The following is a 16084-nucleotide window of genomic DNA, read 5'->3' as shown; positions in this document are numbered from 1 at the left end:
GAGAGAAAATGTCGATCTTCCTCAACAAGGACAACAAGGTCATCGTCCAGGGCATCACCGGCGGCGAGGGCTCCAAGCACACCGCCCGCATGCTCGCGGCCGGCACCAACATCGTCGGCGGCGTCAACGCCCGCAAGGCCGGCACCACCGTCAGCCACACGGACCAGCACGGCAACGCGGTCGAGCTCCCCGTCTTCGCCTCCGTCAAGGAGGCCATGGCGGAGACCGGCGCGGACACCTCCATCGTGTTCGTCCCGCCGGCCTTCACCAAGGACGCCGTGGTCGAGGCGATCGAGGCCGAGATCGGCCTCGTCGTGGTCATCACCGAGGGCGTTCCGGTGCAGGACTCGGCCGAGTTCTGGGCCCTCGCCCAGTCCACGAAGGACGCCGAGGGCAACCAGGTCACGCGCATCATCGGCCCGAACTGCCCCGGCATCATCACCCCGGGCGAGGCCCTGGTGGGCATCACCCCGGCCAACATCACCGGCAAGGGCGGCGTGGGCCTCGTGTCCAAGTCCGGCACCCTGACCTACCAGATGATGTACGAGCTCCGTGACCTCGGCTTCTCCACGGCCATCGGCATCGGCGGCGACCCGGTCATCGGCACCACCCACATCGACGCCCTCGCCGCGTTCGAGGCCGACCCGGAGACCAGGGCGATCGTCATGATCGGCGAGATCGGCGGCGATGCCGAGGAGCGCGCGGCCGAGTTCATCAAGAACAACGTCACCAAGCCGGTCGTCGGCTACGTGGCCGGCTTCACCGCCCCCGAGGGCAAGACCATGGGCCACGCCGGCGCCATCGTCTCCGGCTCCTCCGGCACGGCGCAGGCGAAGAAGGAGGCCCTCGAGGCAGCCGGCGTCAAGGTCGGCAAGACGCCGTCCGAGACGGCTCACCTCCTCCGCTCGGTCTACCCGGTGCACCCGGCGGAGTCGAACCTCTGAGGTCCTGACCCACGCACGACGGCGGCCGGTCGCCTTCCCCACGGAAGGTGACCGGCCGCCGTCGTGCTCGCCCCGGGACGGCGCCGAGTTCGACCATCATTCGCCCCTCTGTTGGCGCATCTGCCGGCGTGTCGGGGACGACGCGCCGCGAGACGTCGCGAAAGCCGGTCGGACTCCGCGCCGCCCGGGGGCCGCGCCCCCACCCCCGTCTGAAAGTCACCTCCTGAAGGTCACCTCCTGAAAGTCATCTCCTGAAGGTCAATGTCCTGACCATGGCTTCCAGGAGGTGACTTTCAGACGCGCTGGCGCGAGCGGGCGCAGATCTGGTCTGCAACCACCTTGGCGTCCCGTCCCACGCCGCCCACCAGGTGGGAGCTGAACGCGCTCTGGAAGAAGAGGCCCACGAAGTACAGGCCTGGGACGCCGTCCGCGGCGCCGTCGTGCTCGAGGGGGAAGCCGTCGGCGTCGAGGCGGACGGCCGGAACGAACGAGTAGTCCCGCCGGTAGCCCGTGCACCACAGGACGTTTGCGACGTCGAGGACGGTGCCGTCGTCGAGCTGCGGCTTCCCGTCGACTGCTGCGACGGTGCGTGCCTGGGTGCGGTGGACCCCGGCGGCGTCGAGGTGCGAGCGCCGGGTGCGGACGAGGGGTGCCCGGCCGGCGGCCCTCATCGCGGCGCGGGCCCTCCGCCCCAGCGGGTTCCTGAGGGTCAGGACGTGGTTGGCCGCGAACCAGAACAACGGTGCGCGGACGCGCTCGTTGCCGGGGATCTCGCCCGGGTGGCGGCCGGAGAGCCACGTCTCGTGGCCGGCGCCGACGGCTTCCATGGCCAGGTCCGCGCCGGAGGTGCCGGCCCCGACCACGAGGACCGGGCCGGGAAGGAGCTGGGCCGGATTCCCGTACTGGCTCGAGTGCAGCTGCCGGATGCCCGGATCGAGGGCGGCCGAGACCTGCGGCACCTTCGGCACGGCGTCGGAGCCGGTGGCAACGACCACGTTCTCGGCCGCGATCTGGCCCCTGCTCGTGGTGAGGCGGAAGCCGCCGCCGGCGAGGGGCTCCACGGAGAGCAGGTGGACGCCGGTGCGGACCGGCACGCTGAGCGATGCGGCGTACTGTTCGAGGTAGTCGCCGAGTTCGCGGCCGGTGGGGAAGGCGGACTGGGGTCCGGGGAAGGGCAGGCCGGGCAGGCTGTCCACCCGCGCCGGGGTGAAGAGGCGCAGCGAGTCGTACCGCCCGCGCCACTGGTCGCCGATCCGCTCCCGGTCTTCGAGCACGAGGCAGTCTCTGCCGGCCTTGGCGAGCCAGTGGGCTGTCGCGAGCCCTGCCTGGCCGCCGCCGACGACGACCGTCTCGACGCGCTGCCCCGCGGCGCGACCCGGCTCGGCGGGAAGGGGTGTCTGGGGCTGGGTGCTGGTCATGCCTCGACCGTAAGGCTGGGCGCACCGCGGCCGCGTCGGGCGGATGGTGCATCCTCGGTGCGGACTGGATGAGTAATTCTGTGCAGAGAGGTGACCCCGGGTCGCGCGAGAGGTGACCCCGTGTCGGGGGGGAGGTGACCCCGGGTCGCGGGAGAGGTGACCCCGTGTCGGGTGGGAGGTGACCTCGGGTCGGGTGGGAGGTGACCTCGGGTCGGGTGGGAGGTGACCTCGGGTCGCTGGGGCGGCGGTCAGAGGAGGCCGTGGTCGTAGGCGTAGGCGGTCGCCGCGGCCCGCGAGGCGATGCCGAGCTTGGCGTAGACGTTCGCGAGGTGCCGCGCCACGGTCTTCTCGCTCAGCACGAGCTCCTTCGCGATGCCGCGGTTGGTGAGGCCCGCCGCCACGAGCCGCACCACCTGCACCTCCCGCTCGGTGAGCGGGCCCGCGGACGACGCCGCCCTGCCGCCTGCCGCTACGGCGTCCCCGCCGGCGGTGCGCGCCGGCAGGGCCGCCAGGTCCGGCGCCGCGCCGAGCGCTCCGAAGGCTGCCCGTGCCGCGTCGGTCTCGAGGGCGGCGGCCTCGTTGTCGCCCAGGGCCGCGTAGCAGCGGCCGAGGACCGCCCGGGTGCGGGCCTCGAGGTAGGGCAGGCCCAGCCGGTGCCAGGCGAGGGAGGCCTCCCGGAGGGTCTGAACGGCCTGGGCGGCCGCGCCGGCCGCGCACCGGGCCGTGCCCTGCGCGGTGAGCGCGCGGGCCGTGAGGACGCCGCCGACGCCCGGGCGGCCGCCCTCCGCCTCCTCGGCCAGGCGCGAGAGCTCCTCCGCGCCGGCACGGGCCGCCTCCGAATCCCCGGCGGCCGCCATGACCTCGACGTACGCCGGCAGGAAGTCCTCCCGCTCGGAGCGCCGGGTGAGCTCGGTGGCGAGGCGCCGGGCCGACGTGGACGCCACGTCCACACGGCCCTGCTCGAGCCGGAGCAGCATGAGGCCCGGTTCGGGACGGCGCCCGGCCGAATTGGCGCGGCGGTAGGCGTCCTCGGCCTCGGCGAACCGCCCGGTGAGCCGGTGGAGCTCGCCGAGCTGGTAGCTGGCCAGGCCCGCGTCGGCGGGGAGGAGCCGCTCGGCCGCGCGGGCGGCCTCCTCGAGCGCGCCCGGCCAGTCGCCGTCGAGCATCTTGACCTCGGCGCGGTGCACGAGGCACTGTCCCCGGAAGGGCACGAGCTCGTGGTTCCGCGCGCACCAGTCGGTGGCCGCGGAGGTCCATTCGCGGGCCCGGGAGAGGTCCTTGGCCCGCAGCGACGCGGAGATCACCGAGCAGTAGGCCACGCCGTTCACGATCGGCGTGCTGACCTCTCCGGCCGTCACCGTGGCCATGGCCTCGTCGAGCTCCGCCAGCCCCTCGGCGTCGCTCCCGAGGCGCAGGAGCGCCCAGCCGGTGCTGAGGCGGGAGAAGACCTCCGTGTCCGTGTCGCGCGCGGCGTGCGCGATCAGGGCCGCCTCGCGGGAGAGCCCGAGCGCGCGGCGCGTCTCGGCCGGGTCCGGGGAGGCGAGGGCCCGGTGCCCCATGCCGGAGAGGAGGAGCGCCCGCTCTGCCGAGAGCCCGGCCTCCTCGACGATGGCCGCGAGCCGGCGCCCCCAGGCCTCGGCGCGGCCGCGGTCGCCCCGGGCGTCGTGCGCGAAGCCGAGCCAGAAGGCGGAGCGGGCGGCAGCGGCGTCATCGTGCGCGCCGAGGAAGTCCCGGAAGGCGCGGCCGAACAGGGCGATGCTGCGGTCTTCGAGGCCCAAGAGGTAGGCGCTGAATGCGGTGAGCATGAGGTCCGCCCCGGGCAGCGGCTCGGCCGAGTCAGCCCGTTCGAAGGCCTCGAGCGCGCTGCTCCACGCTCCGGCCTCGTAGAGCCGGCGTCCGTCGAGAGGCCGCGAGGGGCCGGGGAGCTGGGCCGTGGAGCCGTGGACCGCCACGCTTCGAGGATAGACCGGAGTAGGTTGTACCTGAATGCCATCCACGCAACGTCAGGAGCTCCCATGCGCGCGACCATGATCCACGGAACCCGAGACATCCGCGTCGAGGACCGGCCGGAGCCCGAGATCCGCCTCGCCGGCGACGCCGTGGTCCGTGTGACGGCGGCCTGCGTGTGCGGCTCGGACCTGTGGCCCTACCGTGGGGTGCGCGCCACGGAGGAACCGCACCCGATCGGGCACGAGTTCGTCGGGGTGGTCGAAGCCGTCGGCGACGACGTGACCGCGGTCAAGGTCGGCGACTTCGTCGTGGCCCCCTGGGCGATCTCGTGCGGCGAGTGCCCGCCGTGCCGCCACGGCGTGCAGGTCGCGTGCGAGCACCGCGCGGCGTGGGGCGGCAGCGACGAGCAGGGCCTGCCCGTGGACGGCGGCCAGGGCGAGCGGGTCCGCGTGCCGCTCGCCAACGGCACGCTCGTCCCCGTGGCGGGGGTCACCGACCCGGACGAGGCCCTCACCAAGAGCCTGCTCACGCTCTCCGACGTCATGGGCACGGGCCACCACGCCGCGGTCGCCGCGCAGGTGGGGCCCGGCCGCAGCGTCGTGGTCGTGGGCGACGGCGCCGTGGGCCTGTGCGCGGTCCTCGCGGCCAAGCGCCTCGGCGCCGAGCGGATCATCGCCATGTCCCGGCATGAGGACCGCGCTGCCATCGCGCGCCAGTTCGGCGCGACCGACGTGGTGGCCGAACGCGGCCAGGAGGCGGCGGAGGAGGTCCGCTCGATCCTGGGAGGCGTCCTGGCCGATTCGGTGCTCGAGTGCGTCGGCACGAAGGAGTCCATGGAGCAGGCCTTCGCCTGCACGCGGCCCGGAGGCAGCCTCGGGTTCGTGGGCGTCCCGGCCGGGGGAGCGGAGCTGCCGATCGGCACCATGTTCTCCAAGAACGTCTCGGTGGGCGGCGGCGCGGCGTCCACCCGCGAGTACCTTCCCGAGCTGCTGGCGGACGTCCTCTCAGGCGCGATCAATCCCGGCCTCGTCTTCGACTCGGTCATGCCGCTCGAGGACGCCGCCGAGGCGTACCGTGCGATGGACGAGCGCCGCGCGACCAAGGTCATGCTCGTCCCCGCCGGCGCACAGCGGTGAGCGAAGGCTTCGAGGCGGCCCTCGCGGCGGCCCGTGCGGGCCTCGCCCAGGGTGGCATCCCCATCGGTGCCGCCCTGGTCCGCGGGGGCGAGGTGATCGCCGTCGGCCACAACGAGCGCGTCCAGAGCGGCGATCCGATCGCCCACGGCGAGATGGCCGCGCTGCGGGCTGCGGGTCGGCAGCGCACCTACCGGGACACCGTGCTCTACACGACGCTGGCCCCCTGCGCGATGTGCACCGGGACGGTCATCCAGTTCAAGATCCCCAGGGTCGTGGTCGGGGAGGCGCGGACGTTCGCTGGCGAGCTCGAACTGCTGCGCTCGCGCGGGGTCGAGGTCGAGGTGCTCGACGATGAGCGGTGCGCCGAGATGATGGCGGACTTCCAGCGCGAGCACCCCGAACTCTGGGCGGAGGACATCGCCGAGTAGGGGAGGCAGGGGGCCGCTCCGCCCGTGCCTAGCCTGCGGCGGCGCGGCCTCCCGCGCTCCCGCCCAGCCGCCGGGTGATGTCGGCCGCGGCGCGGGCGCAGGCCTCGCAGATCTCTGCGAGCCGCTCGGGGGACACCCGGAAGTGCGGCGCGGAGATGAGCACGGCCGCCACCACGTCCCCGCGGTGGTCGTAGACGGGCGAGGCGACGCCCACCTCGTCGGGGGAGGTCTCCCCGTAGTTGACCGCATAGCCCTTGGCCTCGGCCTCCTCGAGCCGTGCGGCGTACGCATCGAGCGCCGCCTCGCCGGTGTCGGGGAGCTGCACCACGCCGGAGCGGAGCATCTCGCGGACCTTCTCGGGCGGCTCGGTGGCGAGGAAGACCTGGACGGAGGCGGACTGCCCGGTGGCGTAGCGGGTCCCGAGGGTCGTGGTGTGCTTGACCTGGTGCCGGCTCGGGATCTGCTCGACCGAGACCGCCTCGTGGCCGTTCCAGAGCAGCAGCGCCGAGGTCTCGCCGGTGCGCTCCCCGAGCTCGCGGAGCACGGGATAGGCGACCCGGCGCACGTCCAGGTCCGCCAGGAGCGGGCCGGCCACGGCGATGATGCCGAGCCCGAGCCGGAACCGGCGCGTCGGCTCGTCGCGTTCCACGAGGCCTTCGGACTCGAGCGTGCTCAGGATGCGCGAGACGGAGCTTTTGTGCAGGCCCACCTGCGCCGCGATCTCGGTGACGCCGAGGAGCGGCTCGTCGACCGTGAAGCAGCGCAGCACCGCCACGGCATTGGAGATGGGGGAGGCCGCGCGGCCCTCGCCGGTCTCGCCGTTCTCAGTCATGGCTCAACCCTATGCGTCCGGCGGCCGCTGTGGGCTCCGTCATGGTGGTCTCCTCGTGGTGTGGCGCACGGCGTACGACGACGGCGCCGCACCCCGCGCGAGGCGAGGTGCGGCGCCGTCGTGCCCACCCCGGGCCGGCCCCCGTGACGAGCCCGGCCCCGGACGTGGCGCATCGGGCGCTGGTCAGGCCTCGATGATGTTCTTCTCCGGGCCGAACGGGAACTTGGTGATGTTCTCGACCGTGTCCTCGCCGATCACGAGGATGTCGTGCTCGCGGTATCCGCCGGCACCGGGGAGGCCGTCGGCGACCGTGATCATCGGCTCCATCGACACGACCATGCCCGGCTCGAGCACCGTCTCGATGTCCTCGCGGAGCTCGAGGCCGGCCTCGCGGCCGTAGTAGTGCGAGAGGACGCCGAACGAGTGGCCGTAGCCGAACGTGCGGTTGGCGAGGAGGCCGTGGGAGATGTAGATCTCGTTCAGCTCGGCGGCGATGTCCTTGCAGACGGCGCCGGGCTTGATGAGCTCGAGGCCGCGGCGGTGGACCTCGACGTTGATGTTCCACAGCTCGAGCGAGCGCTCGTCCGGCTGGCCCAGGAAGAGGGTCCGCTCGAGGGCCGTGTAGTAGCCGGAGGTCATCGGGAAGCAGTTGAGGGAGAGGATGTCCCCCTTCTGCAGCTTCCGGGTGGTGGCCCAGTTGTGGGCGCCGTCGGTGTTGATGCCGGACTGGAACCACACCCAGGTGTCGCGGACCTCGCGCTCGGGGAACGTCCTGGCGATCTCGTGGACCATCGCCTCGGTGCCGATGAGGGCCACCTCGTACTCACTGATGCCCTCGCGGATCGCGCTGCGGATGGCCTCGCCGCCGAGGTCGCCGATGCGGGCGCCGTGCTTAATGACCTCGATCTCCTCGGCGGACTTGATCATGCGCTGGCGCATGGCGTCCTGGGAGACGTCGAGGAGCTCGGCGCCGGGGAAGGCGGCGGCGATCTTCTCGCGGGTCAGGGTCGGGAGCGCGTCGTCCTCGACACCGAGGCGGGCGGCCTTGACGCCGCGCTGGCGCAGGGCTTCCTGCAGGCCGAAGTAGAAGTTGTCCCGGCGCCAGTCGGTGTAGACGATGTTCTCGCCGTAGGAGGTGCGCCACGGCATGCCGGCGTCGATGTTCGCCGTGACCGTGACCGAGTCGTCGGCGGTGACGACCAGGGCGTAGTTGCGGCCGAACGTCGTGTACAGGAAGTCCGAGTAGTACTTGATGCCGTGGTAGCTCGTCAGGATGACCGCGTCCAGCTCCTTGGCGGCCATGATCTGACGGAGGCCGGCCAGGCGGCGTTCGAACTCGGCGTCGGAGAACGTCAGCGTGCCCTTGGTGCCGTTGTGGAGGACCTTGAGGCGCTCGAGCTCGGCGACGTTCGTGACGGCGGTGTCGATGGACATGGGAGTCTCCTTTTCAGGGGTTGTGTTGCGTCGGTTTCAGGTGGGTCAGGGAAGTCAGCGGGCGAGGGGCCTGCGGGAGGTCTCCTTGGCGCACAGCACGGCGATGAGCGAGACGATGGCCGCCGCCACGAGGTACCAGGCGGGCGCCAGCTTGGTGTGCAGGACGCCGATCAGCAGGGTCGCCATGAAGGGCGCCGTGCCGCCGAAGACGGCGTTGGCGAGGTTGAAGCTCACGGCGAAGCCGGAGTACCGGATCCGGGTCGGGAACAGCTCCGCGAGGAAGCTCGGGAGCGTTCCGTCGTTGAGGGTGAGCATCGCGCCGAGGAAGACCTCGACGAGCAGGATCACCGCGAAGTTGCCGGTGTCCAGGAGCATGAACGCCGGGACGGTGAGCAGGATGAACAGGACCGAGGCCGTCAGGAGCACGCGCTTGCGGCCGAATCGGTCCGACGCCAGCCCCGTGAGGAAGATGAAGCCGATGTAGGTCAGCAGCGCGATCGTGGTCGCGAAGAAGGACTCCGTGGCGCCGAAGCCCAGCTCGGTCGAGAGGTAGGTGGGCATGTAGGAGAGGATCACGTAGAAGCCGACGGCGTTGAGCAGCACGGCGCCGACCGCGAGCAGGAGCGAGCGCCAGTGCTTGACGAACATGTCCTTGACGGGCGCGTGGATGACCTCGTCCTCCGCCGCGAGTTCGCGGAACACCGGGGTGTCCTCGAGCTTGGTGCGGATGTACCGGCCGATCAGGCCCATCGGCGCCGCGAGCAGGAAGGGCAGGCGCCAGCCCCACGCGGCCATCTGGGCGTCGCTGAGGACGATCGAGAGCAGGGCCGCAAGGAGCGAGCCGAGCAGCAGGCCGGCGGCCGTGGAGGCGGGGACGACCGCGGCGTAGAGGCCGCGCCGGTGGGCCGGGGCGTACTCGACCAGGAAGGCCGAGGCGCCCGCGTACTCGCCGGCGGCGGAGAAGCCCTGGATGACGCGGATCACGAGGAGGGTGATCGGGGCGCCGACGCCGATCATGGCGTACGGCGGGATGAGGGCGATGCAGAACGTCGCACCGCTCATGATCAGGATGGACAGGGAGAGGGCCGTGCGGCGGCCGAGCCGGTCGCCGATGTGGCCCCACACGAAGCCGCCGAGCGGGCGGACGAAGAAGGAGATGGCGAAGACGGCGAAGGTCGCCAGCAGGGCCGTCTGCCTGTCGGAGTCGGGGAAGAATGCCGCCGCGATCGTGGAGGCGAGGTAGCCGTAGACCGCGTAGTCGAACCACTCGACGAAGTTGCCGATGAAGCTGCCCCACAGGACCCGGCGGCGGGCGTCTTTGCCGATGCCGCCGGGTGCTGCCGAGGAGGGCTGTCCGTTCAGCGACACGTCGGCCTCGAGCCCTGCGCTGGTCGGGGCTGCCAGGCGGGGGGAGTGTTCAGTGCTCATGGAAAACCACCAGAAGCTTGGGGTTGCGTCTACCGCAACTCGGTTGCACCAGAGTACGTGTGGTCTGTGTCACGGTCAATAACGCGCACCAAAGTTGCGTTCGTTGCAACTAGATGACGGCGAGCGGGGCGGTGGAGCGCAGCTCGGCGTCTACCTCCGCCGCGAGGGCGGCGGACGTCCGTTCGAGGAGCAGGGCGCCGGCCTCCCTCGACGCCGCCGCGGCCGAGGACAGGCACCCCGACGCCGGCGTCAGCTCGGCGCGCACGGGCAGGACGTCGTACTTGGGCAGCTGCGCGGCCGGGAGGTCCATGACCCTCTCCAGCTGCACCCGCTCGGGGTGGAGGTGGAGCATGAGCGAGGTCTCGAGGACGCCGCCGTGCTCCACGTCCCAGCCGGGGAAGGCGCCCCGGTAGATCTCCTCGATCGTGCCCTCGTCCACGAAGTCCCAGTAGGAGAGCAGGAGCGCCGAGACGTCCTGGCCGCGCAGGGCCAGCTCGGACGTGGCCTGCTCGACGCCCTCGTAGAGGAACTGGTAGTTCTCGAAGTGGCCGTTGAGGAAGACGAGCCGGCGCGCGCCGTGCCGGGCGAACTCGAGGGTGAGCGTGCGGGCGATCGAGATGAGCGTCGTCGCATCCAGGCTCGTCGTGCCGCCGAGGTGGTTTCCGCCGCCCGAGCGCTGCTGCGACTTGTAGCCGTACACGATCGGCGCCGCGACCAGGCCGCCGACGGCCTCGGCCAGCCGCTCGCTCATGGCCCGGGACAGGACGACGTCCGTGTTCAGCGGCAGGTGCGGGCCGTGCTGCTCGATCGAGCCCACGGGGATGACGATCGGTGCGCCCGCCGCAATGGCCTCGCGGTAGGTGAAGGCATCGATCTCCTCCATGAAGACGCTGCTGGGCATGGCTCCTCCTGGGAAGGGGGTGGTGGGTGTCGGTGGGCCGGCGGCGGGCGGGGCCCGCCGCCGGCGGTGATGGCAGCGCGCCGGGGGCTACGGGGCCACGGCGGCGGGCGAGCCGGCGGGCGACGCCGGGTGCTCGCCGTCGTGCGCCGAGGCGTCGCCGTGGGAGGCGAGGTACTCCTCGTCGCTCACGTCCGCCCGGATGCCGAGCGGCACGCCGTGGTGGATGCGGCTCTTGAACCGCGGGTAGCCGAGGGCGAGGTAGAGCAGGCCCGAGGTGAGGGTCCCGGCGAGCCAGGAGAGGTCCACGCCGCCCATCGCGGTGGCGACGGGGCCCTGGAACGCCGGGTCTCCGCCGTACATGAACATCCAGGTCATGAACAGGCCGACCACGAAGGCGACGATCGCGATGGGGTTGACCGCCTTGAGGCGGGTGTCCTTCGGGTCCAGGAAGAGGTAGCCGAAGTTCCTGTGCCTGCGCTCGAAGACGAAGTAGTGGACCGCCATGATGCCGCCCCAGGTCGCGACCCAGGCGACGATGGCGCCGAGCCAGCTGTCCAGGAGGGTCGCGAAGTCCTCGGCGAAGAGGAAGAAGATCACCGCGACCATGGACAGGCAGCCCACCACGATGGACAGGGCGCGGCGGCCGATGCGGATGTCGAGGGCCTGGGCGGCCACGCCGAACGTGTAGAGGTTGATGATGTTGGTGGCGATGGGGCCGTGGATCACGAGCAGGATCACCGGGATCGCCATGGCGCCGAAGCTCTTGACGATCAGCTCGCCCGGGTCCGCGGTGCCGTTCATGGTCGCCAGGCTCGCGCCGAGCAGGCCCAGCCACACGACCGGCAGGAACTGGCCCAGGACCGAGGTGAGGTAGAGCTTCTTCTTGGGGATGCTCTTGGAGACGAACCGGGAGTAGTCGGGCGCGTAGGTGAACCAGCCGATGCCCCAGCCGATGCCGATGGCGGTCATGATCCCGGACATCGCGGCGATGCGCTCGCCGCCGGTGAGGATCGCGCCGGCCGGACCGGCGTAGTGCCAGTCGATGGGCAGCTGCGTCCAGGCGATGATGGACATCGCGACGAGGACCAGGAGGGTGGGCGGCATGGTGATGCGCTCGAACTTCGCGATCGCGCCGTACCCGCGGTAGCAGATGGTGACCTGGATGCCCATGATGACGGCCGCGATGCCGATCTTCCAGGCCAGGTTCTGCTGTGTCGGGTCGACCCAGCCGATCATGCCGAAGAGGGCCATGACCAGGTCGAGGATGACCCAGGTGTTCACGGCGGACCAGCCCACGGCGACGAGGGCCTGGATCGCCGCGGGGAGGTAGGCGCCGCGGCGTCCGAACGCCCCGCGGGCCAGGAGCATGCCGGTCGCGCCGGTCTTCTGCCCGAGCAGGACGAAGAAGCCGAAGCCGACCATCCCGATGATGTTGCCGATGACGAGGACAGTCATCGTGTCCGCCAGACCGAGGCCCATGTTGATGCCGAGGGCGCCGAGGATCCAGTTGATGGGGGCAACGTTGGCCCCAGCCCAGATCCAGAACTGGCCGGAGACCTTGGTGGTGCGAGCTGACTCGGGGACGGGCTGCAGCACGTCTTCGACGACGTGGGTGGCGTCCTCAGTCTTGCTCTGAGTGCGAAGGCTCATGTGAGACTACTTTCTCGTGGTATTCGCTGGGGGAGCGAGTAGCCGGCTGCCTTCAAGCGTAGGTGTGTGGCCCGTCACCACCTAGACTCATACTGTCGCCTACGGGGCGCATTCACCGTGACACTCTGTCACCTCTGGAGGTCTGTTGCCATGTCCCTGCCCCTGAGTTCCATCCTCGCCGGAGGCGTCCTGGCCGTGGGGGCGCCGGTGGTGGTGGGCGGCGGGGCACGGGTGGCCCAGGCTCGTGTCCGCTGGGTGCACTCGAGCGAGGTGCTCGAGATCGCGCCGCTGCTCTCCGGCGGGGAGCTGCTGCTCACCGGCGGCGCGGCGCTGCTCGCGCTCAAGCCGGCGGCGCAGGCCGAGTACGTGTGGAGCCTCGCCTCGCGCCGGGTCGCCGCACTCGCGGTCGAGACCGCGGGGACGGGGCGGCACCTGCCCGCCGAGCTGGTGGCCGCCGCCGATGAGGCCGGCCTGCCGCTCATCGAGCTGCGCCAGGTGGTCCCCTTCGTCGAGGTGGCCGAGGCCGTGAACCGGCGGATCGTCTCCGACCAGGTCACCTCCCTCCAGCTCGCGGACCGGCTCTCGCAGGCGCTCACCGAGCGGATCGCGAGCTCGGGCGCGCAGCTCGGGCCGCTCGTCGAGCTCATCGCCGAGACTCTGGGGCTGCACGCGCGCGTGGTCGACAGCCGCGGGGCCGTGCTCGCCTCCGGCGGCCCCGAGGCGCCCGAGGGCGCGCGCGGCCCGGACGCCGAACTCTCGGTGGGCGGGATCGGCGTGGCGCGCCTCGAGCTCGCGGGCGGCCCCGAGGCGGACACCGAGCTGCTCGAGACCGTGCTCGCGCGCGTGCGCAGCATCGTGGCGCTCGCCCTCGCGCAGCAGCACCGGCCGAGCCTGGCCAGGCTCGCCGAGGACGAGCTGCTGCGCCTCATCGGTGCTGGCGGCGGCGGCGACCGGCTCATCGAGCTCAGCCAGGCGGCCGGCATCCGTGCCGACCAGCCGGTGGCGATGGCGGTGGTGCGGCGGCCGGCCGACGGCCCCTCGGACATCGAGCAGCGGGCCCGCGCCGCCCTGCCCTCCGCGCTCCTGCTCGTGGACGGGGCGTGGGTGGACATCCTCATGCCCCTCGGTGGGGGCGGAGGCGAGGCCGAGCGCGAGCGGGTGCTCGGCGTCCTGCGCGAGGCCGTGGGCCGGGCCGGGCTCACGGGCGCCCTCGGGCCCACCGCGCCGTCCGTCCGCCAGGCGGCCTTCTCCCTCGCCGAGGCGCGCGCCACGTGGCGGCTGGGGCGCTCGTCCAAGTGGACCGACGCGATCCACGACGCCGCCGACTTCCTCGTGGAGCGCGTGGCCGAGAGGTCGCTCACCCGCGGTGCCGTGGACTCGATCGTCGAGGAGTCCCTCGGCGAGCTGATCCGGCTCGACCAGCGCACGGGCGGGGAACTGGTGCGCACCCTGGACGTGTGGATCACCGCCGGGTGCAACGCCTCGGAGGCGGCCGAGGTCCTCTTCCTCGAGCGCCAGTCGCTGCACAAGCGGCTCCGGCGCATCTTCGCGGCCATCGGCGGCGACCCCCGCGGCCGCGGGAAGCTCGGTGCGCTCGCCTTCGCGGTCAAGCTGGTCCGCGGCAACGCCCAGCTCCGCGACGACCCCCGCCCCTGACCCGGCCTCTGACCCCGCCTCTGACCCCGCCCGCCTTCCCCCTCCCGTTCTCCCCGTTTCGGGTACGCATCTCGTCACCTTTCTGCCGTTTCGGGTACGCATCTCGTCGCGAATCTGGCGTTCCGGGTACGACGGCGGCCGCGGCCTCCCGGAGGCGGCGCCGGCCTTGGCGGCACGTCGGACCGGCGGACCCTGCCTCCGGGTGCACAGTGGGACCATGCAGCACGTGATACAGCTCCTTGCGGCCCTGGCGAACGGCCGTGCCCGCACGCGCTTCGCCCAGGTGGCCCTGGCAGGGGAGGCGGGCACCCCCGCAGATGCCGCAGCGGACCGGCTGCTGCGCGCCGCCGGGGTGCTCGAGGACCTCCCCGGCGGTGCCGTGAAGGTCGACGAGGCCGCGCTCGCGGCGCTGCTGGGAGAGGCCCGTGCCGCTGTCCCGTCCCGGCCCGCCGGGAAGGTAGACCTCCTCCCGCGCCAGCGTGCCCTGCGCATCCAGGTCCTGCGGGAGCTTGCGCTGCGGTCCTCGGCGAGGACGAGCGCATCCCCGAACGCGAGCTCAATGCCCGCCTCGGCGAGCGCGCCCTCGACATCCCCGGGGTGCGCCGTGCCCTGGTGGACGAGGGGATCGTGGCCAGGGAGGCCGACGGCAGTGCGTACTGGCGGCCCGGCGAAGGCTGACCCCGATCGCGGCACACCGCCTTCCGGGCACGGACAGACGCCCCGCCGCCAGGGAGGACGCTTCAGCGCGTCCTCTGGGCGATAGGGCGTCTCGCGGGGCGAGCGGCGCTCAGGCGCGCTGGGAGGCGGAGCCGTGCGGCGCCGTCGTGCGTCCGTCCAGTGGTCGGTGCGCCGTCTCCGGGAGCAACCACGCCGCGATGAGCGCCCCGGCGGCGATGAGGGTCAGGTAGATCGCGGGCGCCATGGGGTTGCCGGTGGTCGCGATGAGCCACGTCGCCACGAACGGCGCGGTCCCGCCGAACACGGCATAGCTCACGTTGTACGTGATGGCCGACGCCGTGTAGCGCACCTCGGTGGGGAAGACCTCCGAGAGCAGCACGGCCGTGACGACGTTCGCGGTCACGGCGCCGACCGCGAGGAGCGCCTGCCCCCCGAGTGCCGCGCCGAAGGTCCCGCCGGAGGCGAGGAGGTAAGCAGGGATGGCGAGGCCACCGAGCAGGAGCGACGACGCGGCCATGGTGGGCTTGCGCCCGATCCGGTCGCACACCCTGCCCAAGACCGGGGCGAGGGCCGCGGCGAACCCGAGCGCGATGACGTTGCTGAACAGCACGAGGTCGGCGGGCATCTTCGCGACCTCGCGCAGGAACGTGGTCATGTACGTGGAGAACGTGTAGAAGCTCAGGGCGGTGAGGGCGATGTACCCGCCCAGGATGAGCATCGGGCGCCACTGGAGGGCGAACGTCCGGCGGAGGGGAGCGTGCTCCTTGCCGCGCTGCGCTTCGAGGGCCGCCTGGAAGACCGGCGACTCGTCGAGCCGGCGCCGAATGTAGAACGCCACGATCCCCAGGGGCGCGGCGACGAGGAACGGAATGCGCCAGCCCCACGCGTTCATGGCGGCGGCACCGAGTCCCGCCGTGAGCCCCCAGCACAGCAGGGCGGCGCCAGAGAACGAGCCGAATGTCGCGGCGGGCATCCAGGAGGAGTAGCGCGAGCGCTCGCGGGCGGGCGCGTGCTCGATCACGTAGGCGACGGCGCCGGCGTACTCGCCGCCGGCGGAGAGGCCCTGGACGCTCCGAGCGAGGGTCAGCAGGAGAGGCGCGAGGACGCCCACCGCGCCGAACGTCGGCAGGAGGCCGATGGCCATGGTGGCGCCGGACATGAGGAGGACGGTCAGGGCCAGCACGCGCTTGCGGCCGATCCTGTCGCCGAGAACGCCGAAGACGGCGCCGCCGATGGGGCGGAGCGCGAACGCGACCGCGAAGACGGCGAAGGTCTGGAGCAGGCCGACGACGTTGTCGCCTGCGGGGAAGAAGGCATGCGCGAGCTGGGTCGCGAGGAAGCCGTACACGGCGAAGTCGAACCATTCGACGACGGTGCCGGCCGCTGCGGCGCCGGTGACCTTGCGGAGCACCGACTGGGTGACGGGGGCGGTCTGGCCGCCAGGGGTGGAGGGGTCTGCGGGGTTCATGGGGGGCTCCCGGGGAGGGTGGGGATCGTTCGGGGGGGGGGGGGGGGGGGGGGGGCCGGGGGGGGGGCCCCCCGCCCGGGGGGGGGCCCCCCGGGGGGCGGGGGGGGGGGGGGGGGTGAGTGGGGCACACCGCCCGGGAGGGGGGGGCCGGCACCACAACC

13 protein-coding genes are annotated in these 16084 nt (G+C 72.3%); 5 read left to right on the top strand and 8 right to left on the bottom strand.

The window, feature by feature from the left end; all coding sequences use genetic code 11:
- The first annotated feature begins 8 nt into the window (after positions 1-8).
- Positions 9-944 carry a succinate--CoA ligase subunit alpha gene (gene sucD / locus ACVWWH_RS18610; protein WP_457317593.1) on the top strand — a complete coding sequence of 312 codons (936 nt, stop codon included), beginning with the start codon at positions 9-11 and terminating at the stop codon, positions 942-944.
- A gap of 293 nt (positions 945-1237) precedes the next feature.
- On the opposite strand, the gene ACVWWH_RS18605 is transcribed toward sucD, so the two are convergent.
- Positions 1238-2362, bottom strand: a complete 1125-nt coding sequence (locus ACVWWH_RS18605; RefSeq protein ID WP_457317592.1) for a flavin-containing monooxygenase — start codon at positions 2360-2362, stop codon at positions 1238-1240.
- 248 nt (positions 2363-2610) lie between these two features.
- Positions 2611-4314: a LuxR C-terminal-related transcriptional regulator gene (locus ACVWWH_RS18600; protein ID WP_457317591.1), complete on the bottom strand. Its 1704-nt coding sequence runs from the start codon at positions 4312-4314 to the stop codon at positions 2611-2613.
- 63 nt (positions 4315-4377) lie between these two features.
- Between ACVWWH_RS18600 and ACVWWH_RS18595 the strand changes: the two genes are divergently transcribed.
- Both ACVWWH_RS18595 and ACVWWH_RS18590 read left to right on the top strand, forming a co-directional pair.
- Complete coding sequence (locus tag ACVWWH_RS18595; protein ID WP_457317590.1) at positions 4378-5448, top strand: zinc-dependent alcohol dehydrogenase family protein; 1071 nt, start codon at positions 4378-4380, stop codon at positions 5446-5448.
- A complete protein-coding gene (locus tag ACVWWH_RS18590; RefSeq protein WP_457317589.1) occupies positions 5445-5876 on the top strand; it encodes a nucleoside deaminase in 432 nt (143 codons plus the stop codon). The genes ACVWWH_RS18595 and ACVWWH_RS18590 overlap by 4 nt, the downstream gene beginning before the upstream one ends.
- A gap of 28 nt (positions 5877-5904) precedes the next feature.
- On the opposite strand, the gene ACVWWH_RS18585 is transcribed toward ACVWWH_RS18590, so the two are convergent.
- The 5 genes from ACVWWH_RS18585 to ACVWWH_RS18565 form a co-directional block, all read right to left on the bottom strand.
- Positions 5905-6708: an IclR family transcriptional regulator gene (locus tag ACVWWH_RS18585; RefSeq protein ID WP_066496322.1), complete on the bottom strand. Its 804-nt coding sequence runs from the start codon at positions 6706-6708 to the stop codon at positions 5905-5907.
- A gap of 183 nt (positions 6709-6891) precedes the next feature.
- Positions 6892-8142, bottom strand: a complete 1251-nt coding sequence (locus ACVWWH_RS18580; RefSeq protein ID WP_066496324.1) for an aminopeptidase P family protein — start codon at positions 8140-8142, stop codon at positions 6892-6894.
- Between the two features lie 54 nt (positions 8143-8196).
- On the bottom strand, positions 8197-9570 hold the full coding sequence (locus ACVWWH_RS18575; RefSeq protein WP_066496325.1) for an MFS transporter: 1374 nt from the start codon (positions 9568-9570) through the stop codon (positions 8197-8199).
- Positions 9571-9679: 109 nt separating this feature from the next.
- On the bottom strand, positions 9680-10471 hold the full coding sequence (locus ACVWWH_RS18570) for a creatininase (protein ID WP_457317588.1): 792 nt from the start codon (positions 10469-10471) through the stop codon (positions 9680-9682).
- 87 nt (positions 10472-10558) lie between these two features.
- Positions 10559-12121, bottom strand: coding sequence for a purine-cytosine permease family protein (locus ACVWWH_RS18565; RefSeq protein WP_457317587.1), 1563 nt, complete (start codon positions 12119-12121; stop codon positions 10559-10561).
- A 150-nt stretch (positions 12122-12271) separates the two neighbouring features.
- Here ACVWWH_RS18565 and ACVWWH_RS18560 point away from each other — a divergent pair, with 150 nt between their 5' ends.
- Together ACVWWH_RS18560 and ACVWWH_RS18555 are read left to right on the top strand one after the other, a co-directional pair.
- Positions 12272-13777: a PucR family transcriptional regulator gene (locus ACVWWH_RS18560; RefSeq protein WP_457317586.1), complete on the top strand. Its 1506-nt coding sequence runs from the start codon at positions 12272-12274 to the stop codon at positions 13775-13777.
- Between the two features lie 114 nt (positions 13778-13891).
- Complete coding sequence (locus tag ACVWWH_RS18555; RefSeq protein WP_457317616.1) at positions 13892-14455, top strand: DUF2087 domain-containing protein; 564 nt, start codon at positions 13892-13894, stop codon at positions 14453-14455.
- A 109-nt stretch (positions 14456-14564) separates the two neighbouring features.
- On the opposite strand, the gene ACVWWH_RS18550 is transcribed toward ACVWWH_RS18555, so the two are convergent.
- A complete protein-coding gene (locus tag ACVWWH_RS18550) occupies positions 14565-15923 on the bottom strand; it encodes an MFS transporter (protein ID WP_457317585.1) in 1359 nt (452 codons plus the stop codon).
- Positions 15924-16084 lie beyond the last annotated feature (161 nt).

This window comes from Sinomonas sp. RB5, from assembly GCF_054063535.1.
The sequence above is the reverse complement of the archived record's forward strand: the minus strand, read 5'-3'. Positions and strand labels throughout refer to the sequence as shown.